The 14,938-nt window shown below is 66.8% G+C and carries 13 protein-coding genes; 4 read left to right on the top strand and 9 right to left on the bottom strand.

The window, feature by feature from the left end; genetic code table 11:
• Nucleotides 1-21: 21 nt before the first annotated feature.
• Both F8O06_RS01970 and F8O06_RS01965 read left to right on the top strand, forming a co-directional pair.
• Nucleotides 22-1,419, top strand: a complete 1,398-nt coding sequence (locus F8O06_RS01970; RefSeq protein ID WP_192496799.1) for a sensor histidine kinase — start codon at nt 22-24, stop codon at nt 1,417-1,419.
• Nucleotides 1,416-2,138 (top strand): response regulator, encoded by a 723-nt coding sequence (locus F8O06_RS01965; RefSeq protein ID WP_158037212.1) that lies wholly within the window; start codon nt 1,416-1,418, stop codon nt 2,136-2,138. The genes F8O06_RS01970 and F8O06_RS01965 overlap by 4 nt, the downstream gene beginning before the upstream one ends.
• A gap of 22 nt (nt 2,139-2,160) precedes the next feature.
• Here F8O06_RS01965 and F8O06_RS01960 read toward each other — a convergent pair whose 3' ends face one another.
• Entirely contained in the window at nt 2,161-3,099 is a 939-nt protein-coding gene (locus F8O06_RS01960; protein WP_158030162.1) for a 4-(cytidine 5'-diphospho)-2-C-methyl-D-erythritol kinase, read from the bottom strand.
• 62 nt (nt 3,100-3,161) lie between these two features.
• On the opposite strand from F8O06_RS01960, the gene F8O06_RS01955 reads away from it, so the two are divergent.
• Complete coding sequence (locus tag F8O06_RS01955; protein ID WP_158037211.1) at nt 3,162-4,049, top strand: TrmH family RNA methyltransferase; 888 nt, start codon at nt 3,162-3,164, stop codon at nt 4,047-4,049.
• Nucleotides 4,050-4,133: 84 nt separating this feature from the next.
• On the opposite strand, the gene F8O06_RS01950 is transcribed toward F8O06_RS01955, so the two are convergent.
• Nucleotides 4,134-5,480 carry a CobW family GTP-binding protein gene (locus F8O06_RS01950; RefSeq protein ID WP_192496798.1) on the bottom strand — a complete coding sequence of 449 codons (1,347 nt, stop codon included), beginning with the start codon at nt 5,478-5,480 and terminating at the stop codon, nt 4,134-4,136.
• A gap of 66 nt (nt 5,481-5,546) precedes the next feature.
• Here F8O06_RS01950 and F8O06_RS01945 point away from each other — a divergent pair, with 66 nt between their 5' ends.
• Nucleotides 5,547-6,242 carry a TetR/AcrR family transcriptional regulator gene (locus tag F8O06_RS01945; RefSeq protein WP_158037209.1) on the top strand — a complete coding sequence of 232 codons (696 nt, stop codon included), beginning with the start codon at nt 5,547-5,549 and terminating at the stop codon, nt 6,240-6,242.
• Nucleotides 6,243-6,246: 4 nt separating this feature from the next.
• Here F8O06_RS01945 and F8O06_RS01940 read toward each other — a convergent pair whose 3' ends face one another.
• From F8O06_RS01940 to rsmA, 7 genes are all read right to left on the bottom strand, one after another.
• Complete coding sequence (locus tag F8O06_RS01940; protein WP_225733327.1) at nt 6,247-8,070, bottom strand: ABC transporter ATP-binding protein; 1,824 nt, start codon at nt 8,068-8,070, stop codon at nt 6,247-6,249.
• On the bottom strand, nt 8,067-9,971 hold the full coding sequence (locus tag F8O06_RS01935) for an ABC transporter ATP-binding protein (protein ID WP_158037208.1): 1,905 nt from the start codon (nt 9,969-9,971) through the stop codon (nt 8,067-8,069). The genes F8O06_RS01940 and F8O06_RS01935 overlap by 4 nt, the downstream gene beginning before the upstream one ends.
• Nucleotides 9,961-11,622, bottom strand: coding sequence for an ABC transporter ATP-binding protein (locus F8O06_RS01930; RefSeq protein ID WP_158037207.1), 1,662 nt, complete (start codon nt 11,620-11,622; stop codon nt 9,961-9,963). Before F8O06_RS01930 ends, F8O06_RS01935 begins: the two co-directional genes overlap by 11 nt.
• Complete coding sequence (locus tag F8O06_RS01925) at nt 11,619-12,383, bottom strand: energy-coupling factor transporter transmembrane component T (protein ID WP_158037206.1); 765 nt, start codon at nt 12,381-12,383, stop codon at nt 11,619-11,621. Before F8O06_RS01925 ends, F8O06_RS01930 begins: the two co-directional genes overlap by 4 nt.
• A complete protein-coding gene (locus F8O06_RS01920; protein ID WP_158037205.1) occupies nt 12,380-13,018 on the bottom strand; it encodes an MptD family putative ECF transporter S component in 639 nt (212 codons plus the stop codon). The genes F8O06_RS01925 and F8O06_RS01920 overlap by 4 nt, the downstream gene beginning before the upstream one ends.
• A 293-nt stretch (nt 13,019-13,311) precedes the next feature.
• Nucleotides 13,312-13,953: a LysE family translocator gene (locus F8O06_RS01915; protein WP_158037204.1), complete on the bottom strand. Its 642-nt coding sequence runs from the start codon at nt 13,951-13,953 to the stop codon at nt 13,312-13,314.
• Between the two features lie 34 nt (nt 13,954-13,987).
• The gene (gene rsmA / locus F8O06_RS01910; RefSeq protein ID WP_158037203.1) at nt 13,988-14,938 is read right to left on the bottom strand and encodes a 16S rRNA (adenine(1518)-N(6)/adenine(1519)-N(6))-dimethyltransferase RsmA; all 951 of its coding nucleotides are present in this window, start codon (nt 14,936-14,938) and stop codon (nt 13,988-13,990) included.

The following is a 14,938-nucleotide window of genomic DNA, read 5'->3' as shown; positions in this document are numbered from 1 at the left end:
CGTGCGGCTAGGCTGATGGACATGCCCGACCTCATCGCTGACGCATCCGTCGACGGGCGCACGCGGGCATCCACCGACGAGCACGCCCAGCGCTCGTGGCGTTGGGTGTGGTCCCTGCTCTTCATTGCGGTGACCGTGGCTCTCGCCACCTCGACCGTGCTGTCGTGGTACGCCGAAAGCGGTACAGGCACTGGCGTCGGCGCCGATTCGCAGTGGGCCAACGACTTTCGAGCCTCGCCGCTCGCCTTGGTGATGTCATTGACGGGCTCAGCCGTCTTTCTGTTCGCCTGGCTGGTCTTCGGCCGCAGGGCGATGGCTTCGACGGCACGACTCGATCGGCAGCTCGTCGCCGGCCGCACGGTGCCGCCACGCGCGATGCGCAGCCACGCCGCACAGGTGATGCGGTACTTCGCCGTCGCAATCCCCGGGCTGATGCTCGCCCTGACCGGCGACCCGCAGATGGCGACGCTGCAGGCGGTGTTCTATCCGAGCCTGTGGATGCTCGCGCGCGGGCTTCGACGCGGGCTGATCTGGAATCTGATCACCGCAGTCAGCGTCACCGCGGGGCTTCTGCTCGGCGCATGGGGTGACAGCGGCTGGACCGGCCTGTCGTCAAGCGATGCCGGCGACGGCACGTTGCCGACCGAGCTGCTGCGAGCCGGATCGATCGGCGTCGTCTCCTGGCTGTTCAGCACCGCGATGGGCGTCTGGCTGACGATGGCGTTCACTCGCGGACACGAGCGCGAGGTGCTGCTCAACCAGCTGCGCCGGCAGGAGGCAGAGCTCTCAGCAGAGCGAGCCGATCTGGCTGCCGAACGCGAGCGCGCTCGCATGGCGGCCGATCTACACGACACCGTCTCGCAGAGCATCGCCGGCATCGTCATGCTCGCGCAGCAGGGTGCACGAGAGCAGAGCCCCGAGCGGTCAGCCCAGCTGTTCGCAGTCATCGAGTCGAGCGCCAATCAGGCGCTCACCGAGGCCCGGTCGTTGGTAGCCGCTACCAGCACTGTGGGGCTCAGCTCGGCAACCGGCCTGGCGCCCGCGCTCGCGCAGGCCTGTGAGCGCTTCGCGCGTGAGACCGGCATCGATGTGCGCACCGACTTCATCACTGTGGATGATCAGGCGATGACACAAAGACGACAGACGCTGCTCGTCCGCGCTGCGCAGGAGGGGCTCGCGAACGCACGCAAGCACGCTGGTGCTGGTGTGGTGCAGGTGGCGCTGCGCCGGGCATCCGCCGGCGACGCGGTCACTCTCACCGTGACGGATGACGGGCGTGGCCTGCCGCCCGGGTTCACTGTGGCGAGCAGCCACGGGTTCGGTCTGCCCGGTCTCGAACAGCGCATCGCTCAGGCCGGCGGCGCCCTGACCCTGCGTTCTCGGCACCCGCACGGCACGATTCTGGAGGCGACCCTGTGAGCACGATTCGACTGGCGATCGCCGACGACCACCCCATCGTGCGCAGCGGACTCGTCGCGCTGCTCGGCGACCTGACCGGCATCGACCTGATCGGCGAGGCGAGCGACGGCGACGAGGCGGTGGCGCTGGTCACGGCTGAGCACCCCGATGTGCTGCTGTGCGATCTGCGCATGCCCGGACGTGACGGGGTCGAGGTCACGCGGGTCGTCTCAGAGCAGGCCCCAGAGACACGGGTGATCATCCTGACGACGTATGAGGATGACGCGGCAATCGTGGCAGCTATCGCTGCGGGGGCCAAAGGCTACCTGATCAAGGCCGCACCTGCGGATGAGCTCATCGCAGGAGTGCGTGCCGTGGTCGCGGGCGAGGTCGCTCTGTCTCCACAGGTGGCGACTGCACTGGTGTCACGGCTGCAGCGCAGCGCTGTGCCGGATACCGCAGGTGCCGATTTCCCAGAGGCTTCTGAAGTCGATGAGGTGGTGGAAGTCGCGGCGGATGCGCTCAGGTGGACTCATGCCCGACGGATCAGCCCTTTGTCTCCGCGAGAGACCGAAGTGCTGCGGCTGGTCGCACAGGGGATGCGCAACGCGCAGATCGCCGAGCGCCTCTACATCTCTGAGCCCACTGTGAAGACGCATCTGCTGCGCACGTACCAGAAGCTGGAGGTCAACGACCGCACCCGCGCGGTGACCAAGGCTCTCGAACTCGGGCTGATCTGAAGCGCAGCCCGTCCCGCATTCCTCACAACACGTGCGAACCGCGCGCAGGGCTCGAGACCACACTGGCCTGATGCCCGCGAGCCAGCAGCGACTGCGCCAGCGCCGCAGCGTGATGCGCATCACCGGCCAAGAGTGCGATCGTCGGCCCCGACCCTGACACGATGCCTGCGACGGCACCGAGGTCACGTGCCTCGTCCAGCGTGCGCTGCAGGCTCGGGCGCAGACTGATCGCCGCAGCCTGCAGGTCGTTGCGCAGGTGCCTGCCCAGCTGCTCCGGATCACCCGTTGCCAGCGCAGTGACCACGGATTCAGCCTCCGAGAGCGCCCGAGCCTTGCCCGTCGCATCGATCTCGCCGTCGTCGACCAGCTCGTCGAACCGGCGATAGACGTCGACCGTGCTCAGCCCCTCGGCCTGCGTCACCAGCACCCAGTGGTAGGACTCGCGCGTGATCACAGCCGTCAGACGGTCGCCCCGCCCTGTGCCGATCGCCGTACCACCGACCAGACTGAACGGCACGTCAGCACCGAGTTCCGCCGCCATCTCGCCGAGCTGCTCGCGCGCGACCTCGAGCCGCCACAGCTTGGCGAGTGCGACCAGCGTGCCTGCGGCATCCGCCGAACCGCCGGCCATGCCGCCCGCGATCGGCACCCGCTTGCGCACCATGCACGCAGCGGCCAGGTTCTCGGGTGACGATGCGGTGCGCAGATCTGCGGCGCGCGAGGCAAGCAGCCGACCGGCACGCAGCACGAGGTTGTCGTCGTCGACGAGCAGAGAGTGGCTGCCGGTGAAGTGCAGCGACCATTCCGGGGCCCAGCGCACCGAGATGTCTTCATAGAGATCGACCGCTTGAAACACGTTGACGATCTTGTGATACCCGTCGTCATACTGCCCGCCCACGGCAAGCAGCAGGTTGATCTTGCCCGGCGTGCGGGTCACGATCGGCGGCGATGCGGGATGCATGGCCCCAAGTCTAGCCGCGGCGCGCCCGACGATCGCACCACCGCGCACGGTACCCTGACTGCGTGCCCACCATCGAACTGCATGACCTCGACGACCCGCGGCTGAACGACTTCGCCCGACTGACCGACTCGGCGCTGCGGCGTCGCATCGACAGTGAGCGCGGGCTCTACCTGGCCGAGTCGAAGTTCGTTTTCGAGCGCGCGCTGGCCGCCGGGCACGAACCGCGTTCGGTGCTGGCCGAGCGCAGCGCACTGCCCGAGGTCGGGTTTCTGCTGACGGCTGCCGGCTTCGGGGATGCCGTGCGGGAGCAGGCGGGTCTGCCACCGGTTCCGGTGTTCACCGGCGATGCCGCCGTGCTCGAACGTCTGACCGGCTTCGAGCTGCATCATGGCGTGATCGGGTGCATGAATCGGCCCTCCCTGCTCGATGCGGCTGATGTGATCGCCGGGCGCACGGCGGCGGATGCTGCAGGCGGAACCGACAGACGGCGTCTCGTCGTGATCGAGGGCGTGGTCGATCCCACGAATGTGGGGCTGATCTTTCGGTCGGCCGGAGCGCTCGGAGCCGACGGCATTCTGCTCACGCCCCGCACTGCAGACCCGCTGTATCGCCGGGCGGTGCGCATGAGCATGGGCACGGTGCTGCAGGTGCCGTGGGCGCATGTCGGCGGATGGCGCGAACTCGGCCCGCAGCTGCACGACGCCGGCTATCACGTGGCGACGCTCGCACTCGACGAGCGATCGGTCACGCTCGACGAGTTCGCCGAGCAGGTGCGCTCGATGCCCGCTCATTTCGACCGCCTCGCGCTCGTGCTCGGGTCTGAGGGCTACGGCGTCTCAGACGCCTGCCTGCGCACGGCAGACACACTGGTCGAGATTCCGATGGCCCACGGCATCGACTCGCTCAACGTCGCGGCATCGAGTGCCGTGGCGATGTGGGCGCTGCGGTGACGACTCTGCGCCGATAGTGCACGGACGTCGTGGGGGCAGCCGCCGTCGCTGAGGGCCGAACGCAGCTGCGGCACGAGGCGAAGCTCAGATGCGCCGACGGCCGAGACCGGCAGTACGGGCGAACTGGTCGACCGTCACCGTCTGCTGCGGCCATGGGTCGTCGAACTCCTCGCCGCTGCGCCATGCCATGACCTCTTCCGGAGTGCACAGGCACTGCTCGAGCCGAGCGAGAAACGCCCGGGTGTCGGAGTCTTCGCCGAGGAGGGTGATGCTCGTGCGCCGGTCGCCGAAGACCGGGTCGATCTCGTCGACCTCACGCTGCAGCTGCTCGATTTCGCGCGGCAGCAGTCTGCGCCGCTCTGCCTCGCGAGAGGAAGTCTGCGCGTCGGCGACCGCGCGCTGCTCGCGGTCGAGCACACCCGACTTCCAGTAGCCGAAGAACTCAAGGTTCACGCCCCCGGCAGCCTGGTTCCAGAGCAGCACTTTGTCGTCGCGCGTGGGAATCCAGGTCATGCCCTTGCTGCGATAGAGCGTCTGCGGCAGTGCGGTCGTGTATGCCTCCCAGAGCCTGCGAGGATGAAACGGACGCGCATCGTCAAGCACCAGCGACACCAGCCGACCGGTCTCTGGATGCTCTGCGTCACGCTGCTCGGTCTCGCGACCCAGCTGCGCCACTCGGTCACGAGGATAACGCGGCTGTGCGAGCACTGCGTCGAGCCGCAGGTTGCCGAAACGCAGACCGGTGATGCCCGCGTAGGGGTTGAGCCGGTGCAGGGCGGCAGCGGTGCGTGTGACCTGCTCGGGCTCGAGCTTGTCGAGCTTGGTCAGATAGACCCCTGAGGCGAACATCACCTGCTCGGCGACCAGCGACTCGACCCCGAGCGTGCCAGCGCCGAGCTGACGGGCCACCTGATCGGCGATCAGCTCTCCGCAGGCGAAGTCGTCGCGCAGCATGGCCGCGTCGACGAGAGAGAGAAACCCGTGCAGCTGCAGGCGCGGATGCCGGGTGAGGGCTTTCACGAGAGGCCAAGGTCGCGTGCTGCCTGAGGTCTCGATGAAGATGTGCTCAGGCTGATAGCCGTCGAGCATCTGCTCGGCAGTGGCGATCAGCTTGGGCAGCAGCTCGGCGCTGTGCACGCTGCCGCCCTTGATGCTGGCGAAGTTGCCCATCTGGTGGCTGACCACTTCAGTGTCTTCGACCACCAGACCGTCAACGTCGAGCGAGCTCATGTCATTGACGATCACCGCGGGCCGAAGGTGAGGCGTGCGCTGCCAGGCCTGTACCAGCAGGCTCTGCAGCAGAGTGGTCTTTCCCGCACCGAGAAAGCCGTTCAGCACAGTGACCGCAACAGGCTGATTCTGCCGACGGTGCTGCGCACGTTTGCGCGGGTCTCCACTGCGCGACAGCGAGCGACTATTATTGCGAGCCATTCTCATAACGATACCACGCGGCCCAGTCGCGGTCTCGGACACATGGACAGCCGTTAGGCTGGCTCTATGGCCCGACTTGATGACGCTCATGGCGCTGATCCGGCTCAGCCGCTCACTCTGGAGCGCATCGTCACGGAGGCCCGCGCGCTGCTCGAGACCGGAGGCTACTCCGCATTGACGATGCGTGCCCTCGCGGCACGCCTCAACTCACGGCCGATGAGTCTCTATCACTACGTGCGCAACAAGTCGGAGCTGCTCACGCTCGCACTGTCTGACGCCGCCGCAGAGATCGACTGGGCCATTCCCAGCGGAACACCGATCGAGCGCATGGTCGCAGTGGGCGTCGAGGTGCATGAGAACCTCAGCAGGCTGCCCTGGGTCGTGCCGATTCTGTCGCGCGGCACCAATATCGGTCTTTCTGCACTGGCCTCGACTGAGCACTTCTTCGCCGCCGCAGCTGACGCCGGCCTCGACGACGCCGCGATGCTCGCCCTCTGGCGAGGAGTCTGGTACCTCATCTCGGCCGACCTGCAGATGCAGGCGGCGGCTGCCGAACGCAGCAGCGACGAACGTGCCTGGTATGAGACGACCGACAGCGAGTGTGTGCAGGGCCTGACACAGGTCAGCAGGCTGCTGCCGCACTGGCGAGAGCTCTCTGCCGGGTACTCGCTGCAGACGTCCATACGAGCGCTGGTGACCGGAACGGTGCTGCAGCACAGTGCTGCCGGCGCGCCCGCCAGCAGCGCTGCTGCGCAGGAGTGACGAGTCAGACCAGCCGCCAGCCAGAGGCCGCAGCCCGCGCCTCGCAGAACGAACGGTACTGACCGGGCTGTGCGATCAGCTCATCGTGGGTGCCGCGCTGTTCGACGTGCCCGTTGTGGCCAAGCACCACGATCTGATCGGCAGACCGAATCGTGTCGAGTTTGTGCGCGATGACCAGCAGCGTGGCCTCTTTACGCAGGTGCTGCATCGACGCCATCACATGGGCCTCGTTCTCGGGGTCGAGCGCGCTGGTCGCCTCGTCGAGCAGCACGATCGGAGCGTGCTTGAGCAGTGCACGTGCGATCGACACGCGCTGACGCTCACCGCCTGAAAGCGCATGCCCGCCCTCACCGACTCGCGTCTGCCAGCCGTCTGGCAGGCGTCGGACGATCTCGGTCACGCCCGCGAGATCGCCAGCGGCCTGGATCTCAGCATCCGTCGCCGATTCGTCGCCCACGCGGATGTTCGCCTCCAGCGTGTCGTCGAAGAGATAGACGTCTTGGAACACCATCGAGAGCTGAGCCATCAGATCGGCCGTCGTCTGGTCGCGCACGTCTGCGCCTCCCACGCGGACGACTCCGCGGTCGACGTCGTAGAAGCGCGCGACGAGCTTCGCGACGGTCGTCTTGCCGCACCCCGACGGCCCGACCAGCGCGCACATCGATCCTGCCGACACCTCGAAACTCACATCGTGCAGCACCTGATGCTCGGCGTCGTAGCCGAAGTCGACGTGATCGACCTCAATGCGCCCGGGAGCCGTCGACTCGGCAGACGTCGCCGGTGCGGGGAGCCCCGGCGTGGTCAGAATCTCATTCACGTTCTCGACCATGACCTTGCGCTCTTCGTTGGCGACCACCATGCCCCCAAGGTCTTCGAGCGTCTGCATGAACCGCAGCGACAGACCGATGAACGCGATGGTCTCGATCGGCCCCATCGCCTCGCCGAGCGCCAACCGCACAGCGATGGTGATCATTGCGACCACGATGAACTGCCCCACCAGACCATGCAGCATGAGCGCGAGGGTTCCCCACCAGAGATCAGTGCGGCCGGCGACGACGGAACGCTCATTCGCCGCACGCAGCGGCTCGAAGTCGCCCGAGCGACCGGTCGACCGCAGCGCCCCCTGGCAGCGCGCGTATTCGACGATGCGGTCGCCGAGATCCTCTTCGGCCGGTTCGCTGATGCGCTTGCCGCGGGTGATCGCTTTGCGACCGAGCCAGAGCGCCCCCAGGTAGAAAGGCACCGCGATCGTCAGCACGAGACCGAGGCGCCAGTCCCAGATCCAGCTGCCGATGACCATCACTGCGGCTGTCGCTGCGTTCGACGCCATCGATGCGAGCAGGTGCGCCAGCGACTCGCCGAGCATCAGCACCTCGTGCGAGACGAGCCGAGACATGCGTCCGGCAGCCGAATCGCGGAACCACCCGAGCGGCAGCCGCGTCAGCCGGTCGCCGATGCGACGGTGCACGTTCTTGACCAGGTCGAGAGCGACCGTATAGTTCGTGATCGCCAGCCAGTACTCGGCGATCATGCCGAGAACAGCCAGCACCGCAAAAGTCCACAGCCACCCAGAGACGGGCAGCCCCCAGATCGTCTCCCCCATCGCGAGTGCGACCGCGGCGGGCAGCAGAACGACGAGTGCGATGCCCCGCAGCACGCCGGAGACGATGGCGAGCACGAGCGTGAGCGTCAGCTGGCCGCGGGCGGGCTTCGACACCAGCCTCGCGAAGCGCGCGATCATCTCAGGTGCGTGCACGATCTCGTCTTCGGGAATCGCGCCTGTTTCGGCGGCGCTGCTGACGCCGATGTTCTGCCGCGAGGTGTTCATGCCCGGCCCTCCTGTTCCTGAGCGACTGATCCAGCTGTCGCGGTGCGCCCCAGCTCAGCCATATGCTCGCCGGTCGCTCGTCGCAGCGCCGCATAGTGCGGCTCGTCGACGAGCTCTTCGTGGGTGCCCTGTGCGAGCACCCTGCCGCGGTCGAGCACCACGATGCGATCGGCCCCGGCGACCGAGGCCGGCCGATGCGCGATCACCAGCACGGTGCGCCCGCGAACCAGTCGGTTCAGCGCCTTCTGAATTTCAGCCTCCGACTCCGGGTCGGTGAACGCAGTGGCCTCGTCGAGCAGCAGGACAGGCGCGTCGGTGATCAGCGCCCGTGCGATCGCAATGCGCTGCTGCTGACCACCTGACAGCACGGTGTCATCGCCGATCACCGTGTCGTAGCCGTTCGGCAGCGTCATGACGAAGTCATCGATCTGCGCATCGCGCGCAGCCGTGCGCACCCGCTCAAGCGAGGCATCCGGCCGCGCCAGTGCGATGTTGTCGCGCACGCTCATGCGCAGCAGCTGCGGGTCTTGGAGCACGAACGCGACGGTGCGATAGAGCTCGGTGCGCGGGATGTGGCGCACATCGGCGCCGCCGATCGTCACCGTGCCCGACCGCGGGTCGTCGAACCGGGCGACCAGCGTGGCAAGCGTCGACTTGCCCGATCCGCTGGGCCCGATGAGCGCGGTGGTGCTGCCCTCGGCAAGGTCGAGCGTGACGTCGTCGACGGCCAGCAGATCGCCGTATCCGTAGCTCACGTGTTCGAAGCGCACGGCGTGCCCCTGCGGATGCTGCGGGGTCGTGCTCTCGACGAGAGCGTCGACGTGCAGCACCTCTTCGATGCGCAGCGCGGCCGCCCCGGCAAGCTGATACGACCACTGGCTGGTTCCGATCGTGGTGATCGAAGCGGGCAGCACCAGAGCGATCAGCGTGGTGGTGAGCACCTGAACCGGGGTCACCCAGCCGGCGGCGACCATCGCCGCACCACAGCCGAGGTTGACGAGCAGCAGCACAGCAGGCGAGACGACCGCCATCGACAGCGCAGACGTCTTGAGCATCGGGCGCACCCAGTCGAGGTAGAACTTGCTGAACTCGTCTGCCGCCTGAGCGTAGTTTCTGTGCGCGCGACCGACTCGGCCGAAGGCCTTCACCACCGTGATGCCGCTGACGAACTCGACCATAGTCGCCGAGACCTTGGCCAGCTTCGTGTCCATTTCAGCGGTCTTCGTGCCCATGCCTCGATAGCCGAGCAGCTGCAGGGCCAGATAGAGCGGAAAGATCGCAATGGTCAGCAGGCCGAGCCGCCAGTCGACGATGAGCGCGTAGACGAACATCGCGATGGGCATCACGATTGCAGACGTCGTCTCGACCGGGGCGTGAGCGATGAGGGCGTGCAGCGTGTGCGTGTCGTCCTGCACAGCCTTGCGGATGCGCCCCGACGTGGCCGAGGTGAACCATGCCAGCGGCGCGCGGCCCAAGGTGTCGATGATGCGACCACGCAGCAGACCGCCGAGCCGCATATCGGCGAAGTGCGTCACCGTGAGTGCGACGAAGTAGAGCACCAGGCGACCGATGAAGGTGCCGATCAGCACGTTGACCGCAAGGCCGACCGCCTGTGCGTCCGGAGCACGCCCCTGCGTCCATGCGTCGAGAAGCAGTCCGCCCAGCCACACCAGCGAGACATAGGGAAAGATCGCGAGCACCGCCGAGAGCGCCGACAGCGCGCGAGCGAGCATCAGATGCCCTGCGACCGGCTTCATCATGTCTTTCAGCGCCGCTCGGCCGGCTTTGTCTTTCTGCTTGGGGTCGGCGAGGTCGGGTGCGGCCTGCCCCACGGCGTTCGCCGCGCGGTCAGCGGTTGACGACCCTGGCTGCGTCGACCGTTCGCTCTGTTCAGTCTGCATGGTCTGACCTGTTTCTCGAGAGTTCTGTGATGTGGATGCTCTGGCCGCTTGGGTGCTCATCGCCGAGACGGCCGATGGCGACGAGGCGATCGGCACACGCATCGATGAGTTCGGGGTCGTGGGTGATCACGATCACGACCGTGCCGGCCTCGGCCAGTTCGCGCAGGCACTCGGCGATGGCTCGCAGGTGCCGGCGGTCGACGCCGCTGGTCGGTTCGTCGAACACACAGACCTGCGGCTGCTTCGCCAGCGCCGCAGCGATGACGACGCGCTGCTTCTGCCCGCCCGAGAGCGACAGCGGATGCCGGTCTGCGAGCTCGGCCAGGTCGAAGCGTTGCAGCAGCGCATCGATGTCGACCTCGTCACGCGCCTGCGAATCGAGCCCGAGCCGCACCTCGTCGGCCACGCTGTCGCAGAAGAGCTGTCGGTGCACATCCTGCATGACCATGCCGCTGCGTGCCATGCGCATCTTGGGCGAGACGCGCCTGCCATCGAGACGAATGCCACTGCCCCGATCTTCGGCGGCAAGCCCGCAGATCACGCGGGCCAGCGTCGACTTGCCGACGCCGTTCGCCCCGACGATCACGCTGATCTGCCCGCGGGGAAACTCGAGGTGCGGGATGTCGAGCACGTCGTGCCGACCGTAGCGGAACCGCACCGCATCGAGCACGAGTCCATGTTCGGGCGTGGACGCACCTGCCTCTCGAGGCTCCTGTGCTCGATTGCTTCGGCCCACGATCTCACGGGCGAGTTCGCCTCGTTCGTCGGCGAGCCGTGACGAACCTGAGCCGGCGTGGTCGGCGACCACGGCATCCGCATGCTCGGCGACCAGCAGGGCCGCAAGCGCAGCCGGCGCACGCAGCGTGCGCAGCCCGAGCGCAGCCGCGGAGCTCTCGCTCAGTGCACGAAACTCGTCACCAGACCAGCGATCATGCACCCGACCGTGGTCGAGCTGCAGCACCTGGTCGGCGAGGTCGCGCAGAAAGTAGAGACGATGTTCGGCGACCACGATCGCGTGGCCCTGAGCTTTGAGGCGGCCCAGCAGCTGGGCGAATTCGGCGATGGCGGCTGGCGAAAGGTTCGAGGTGGGCTCGTCGAAGAGCAGCACGCTCGTTCCGGCTGCGATCGCCTGTGCACAGGCGACCTTCTGCAGTTCGCCGCCCGAGAGCTGGCGCAGCCCGCGGTCGAGCAGGTTCTCGATGCCCACTTGGCGGGCCGCGGCCACGCTGCGACGTTGGATCTCTGCCGGGTCAAGCCCGTAGTTCTCGTCTCGGAAGGCGAGCTCGCTGCGCACATCGGCGGTGAAGAACTGTGTGCGCGGGTTCTGGAATACGGTCGCGGTGGTGCGGCCGGCCTCCAGCAGGTCGGTTGCGGGCACATTGATGCCGGCGACCTCGACCACACCGGTCAGATCGCCATGATGAAAGTTCGGCACGAGCCCGTTCAGCAGACGCAATGCCGACGACTTGCCCGAACCGCTCGCACCGCACAGCACAGTCAGAGTGCCCGCTGGCACCTCGAACGACAGATCGTCGAGCACGAGAACAGCCGGGGTTTTCGAGATCGCATCTGCGTCGAGCGCCGGCCCGTAAGGCGAGGCGTCGGCATGCCCCTGCGCGTAGCTGAAGCGCACATCTTCGACGCGGATCATCGGAACGACCATGAGACCCCAACGTTCATCACAGAGACGGCGACCAGCACGCCCAGGAACACCAGCATGCCGGCATCGGCAAGACCGAAGCGCAGACGCACCACCGTGGTGGGACGCTCCGGTCGGCCGAGCCCGCGAATCAGAGCCGAGGCGCTGAGTTCGTCGGCAATGCGCGACGTCGAGGCGAGCAGTGGCAACAGCACATGTTGTGTAGTGCTGATCGGATGCAATGCGAGCGCGCTGGCACTCGAGGCGAGGCCTCGAAGCCGCATGGCATCCACGATGGCGCGAAGCTCATCGATGACGGTCGGCACGAAGCGCAGCACGACGGCGAGCGGCACAGAGATCAGTCGCGGCACACGCAGCGTGGCCAGCGCGGCGGTCAGCTCGCTGGGGCCCGTCGACAGCAGAAAGTAGGCGAAGTAGCCGATGGTGATCGCAAACCGGGCCACCCAGAAGCCAACGGCGACCAGCAGCGCAGGCAGCCAGCCCGTGATCAGGTGAGGCAGGGCAAGATACAGCGCAGTCGACACGGCATAGGTGATCGCATAGATCGCCAAGGGCTTGCGGTCGCGCAGGGTGGCGAGCAACAGCGCCACAGCGGCAGCGGCGAGAAACTGTGCGAGCAGTGAGCCCGTGCCGTAGGCGATCGTGTTGATCAGGAACAGCGCAAGCAGTTTGGTACGTGGATCGAGCAGGGCCGTCGACCTCATGACCGACGGCACCTGCACGGTCGCAGCAGACAGCGTCTGCTGGGTCACAGGATGCCGGCTTTCGCGAAGCTGCGCTCAAGAATGCGCGAACCGATCCATGCGGCGACCAGCGAGACGACGAAGAGCAGCGCCAGGATGAGCACGAGGTTCAGCGGGGTGAACAGCTGCATCCAGGCCTCTGCGTACTCGGCGCCCATTGACGACCCCACGTACTCGGCATAGCCGGCGCGATCGTAGAACATCGGCAGGAACGGGCCGATCAGCCACAGCTGGAATATGCCGTAGGCCAGGATGTTGCGGCCCTTCGACCGGTAGCCTCCCGACTTTATGAGAGAGTCGGCGATCAGACCGCACACGACTGCGATCGGAATGGTGCCCCAGAAGTGACCGGTCGCCACCATGAGCAACGAAGTGATCAGGGAGAGCAGCGTCATCGCGCCGAAGTTCGGCGTCTTGACCATGAAGAGCATGACGACCGTGCCGTTGACCAGAATGCCGACCACGTAGCCGACCACGCTGAACAGCGGGCTGACCATGCCGATCATGCCGCAGGCGAAGACGATCACGAAGTACAGCGCCGCATAGATGCCGACGTTGATCAGCGAACGAGGGGTGAGCCCCCGCTTTCGAGCTGCGGCCCCGGATGCCGATTTCGACTGGGGAGTGGATGTGGTCGCGTGCATGACGCCTCGTCTTTCAGTGTTCGGATGTCAGTGTCGACTGGCGAGGACTGCCCGGCTCGGACCATGAGTGGTCGACTGCAGCCAGATTCACACTTCATCAGACGATCACAAGCAATACCTTTTGAGGTTTGCCGACGACTGTTCATCGTACACGTACTGATAACCCCTCGCAATACATGTACGATTTGGGGGAAACGCGACCCCAGACAGCGGTTCACTGTGAGTTCAGCGACTGTTCCTAGAGCCGGGCACCATACAAAGCGCCCGGCTGCGACCGGACGAGCGGCAGCAGCTCAGGCACGAGCAGTTCGCCAGGCGATCTCGGCCCCGAAGCCGATCAGCACCACACCGGCCACGCGGTCGACGATGCGCTGAGCGAACGGGGTCGACAGCCATCGACGCGCCATCGACGCGCCCATGGTCACTAGACCCAGCCAGAGCATCCCCAGTACGACATGCACACCAGCGAGCAGCAGTCCCATCGGCAGATTCGGCACGCCAGACGGAATGAACTGAGGAATCGTCGCGATGTAGAAAATGCCGATCTTGGGGTTCAGCAGATTCGTGGTGAACCCGTTGACGAAGCTGCGCCACAGCGGGGCCGGCGCCGCATCGATCAGCACGTCAGCGCGCTGCGGAACCTTGCGACAACTCTTCCAGATCATCGAGGCGCCCAGATAGACCATGTACGCGACACCGACATAGGTCACGATCGAGTACGCGATCTTCGAAGCGGCGACCAGGGCGGCCGCACCGAGCGCGGCCGCGGCACCCCAGGTGAGCGCACCGAGATTCACCCCGACCGCAGCCGCGAAGCCGTGACTGCGACCGTTCACCAGCGAACTGCGCAGCACGAGCATCGTGTCGAGCCCGGGAATGACCGTCAGTACCGCGGCGATCGCGCCGAATCCGAGCACAGCCTGCAGAACAGTCATCTGTTCACTCCTTGTGAAAGTCGTCCAGAAGCGGTCAGCGCCGTTCTGGCGCCGCAAGCGCGCGACCGATCGCCACGAACTCGTCGAGTTCCAGCTGCTCGGCGCGCAGACCGGGTTCCACCCCGGCCGCGCGCAACAGGGTCTCGGCCGATTTCGGCCCCCCGACAATAGCGCCCAGCGACTGACGCAAGGTCTTTCGACGCTGCGCGAAGGCGGCATCCACCGCGCGGAAGGTCGACAGCCGCAGCGCCTCGTCACCCGGGCGGTCGGCGACCGGACGGATGTCGGCGGCGAGCAGCCCGGACGTCACGTTCGGCGCGGGCCAGAACACGTGTTTACCGACGGATCCGGCGAGCCGCCACGGGCCGTACCAGGCCGCCTTCACGCTTGGCACGCCGTAGATCTTGCTGCCTGGTGCCGCCGCGACGCGATCGGCCACCTCGGACTGCACCATCACCAGCACGCGGCGGATGCTCGGAAAAGTCTCGAGCAGATGCAGCATGATCGGCACGGCGACGTTGTACGGCAGGTTCGCGACGACCGCAGTGGGCCCGTCATCGACGGCAGTGAGCGCTGCAGAATCGGCGGCATGGGCAACTGCGTCCATGCCCGGCGCACCGGATGCGCCGCCCCGAGCTTCGTCCCAGTCGGCGGCGGTGACTTTGACGGCGTCGCCCTGAATCACGCGCACGCTGCGACCGGGCGCCTGCTCGGCGATCGTGCCCGGCAGTGCCGCAGCCAGCCCGGGATCGAGTTCGACGACCGTCACGTCGTCGGCGACTTCAAGAAGCCCCAGCGTCAGCGACCCGAGCCCCGGGCCCACCTCGAGCACTCGGTCGTCGGCACGCACTCCGGCCGCGGCCACGATGCGCCGAATCGTGTTGGCGTCGATCACGAAGTTCTGCCCCAGCCGCTTCGTCGGGGTCACCCCGTGCCGCTCGGCGAGCGCTCGCACCTGCGCCGGCCCCAACAGCTGCACCGTCAT

The organism is Pseudoclavibacter sp. CFCC 14310, from assembly GCF_008831165.1.
In the GTDB taxonomy this organism is placed as follows: Bacteria; Actinomycetota; Actinomycetes; order Actinomycetales; family Microbacteriaceae; genus Pseudoclavibacter_A.
Note: the sequence above shows the minus strand (reverse complement) of the source record. Positions and strands in the feature narration are given on the sequence as shown.

What these genes read in the sequence shown, in the direction of transcription:
- F8O06_RS01970 (WP_192496799.1), top strand. Translation starts at nt 22, where the DNA reads ATGCCCGACCTCATCGCTGACGCATCCGTCGACGGGCGCACGCGGGCA.
- F8O06_RS01960 (WP_158030162.1), bottom strand. Translation starts at nt 3,099, where the DNA reads ATGCATCCCGCATCGCCGCCGATCGTGACCCGCACGCCGGGCAAGATC.
- F8O06_RS01950 (WP_192496798.1), bottom strand. Translation starts at nt 5,480, where the DNA reads ATGGCTCGCAATAATAGTCGCTCGCTGTCGCGCAGTGGAGACCCGCGC.
- F8O06_RS01945 (WP_158037209.1), top strand. Translation starts at nt 5,547, where the DNA reads ATGGCCCGACTTGATGACGCTCATGGCGCTGATCCGGCTCAGCCGCTC.
- F8O06_RS01940 (WP_225733327.1), bottom strand. Translation starts at nt 8,070, where the DNA reads ATGAACACCTCGCGGCAGAACATCGGCGTCAGCAGCGCCGCCGAAACA.
- F8O06_RS01935 (WP_158037208.1), bottom strand. Translation starts at nt 9,971, where the DNA reads ATGCAGACTGAACAGAGCGAACGGTCGACGCAGCCAGGGTCGTCAACC.
- F8O06_RS01930 (WP_158037207.1), bottom strand. Translation starts at nt 11,622, where the DNA reads ATGATCCGCGTCGAAGATGTGCGCTTCAGCTACGCGCAGGGGCATGCC.
- F8O06_RS01920 (WP_158037205.1), bottom strand. Translation starts at nt 13,018, where the DNA reads ATGCACGCGACCACATCCACTCCCCAGTCGAAATCGGCATCCGGGGCC.
- F8O06_RS01915 (WP_158037204.1), bottom strand. Translation starts at nt 13,953, where the DNA reads ATGACTGTTCTGCAGGCTGTGCTCGGATTCGGCGCGATCGCCGCGGTA.
- rsmA (WP_158037203.1), bottom strand. Translation starts at nt 14,938, where the DNA reads ATGACGGTGCAGCTGTTGGGGCCGGCGCAGGTGCGAGCGCTCGCCGAG.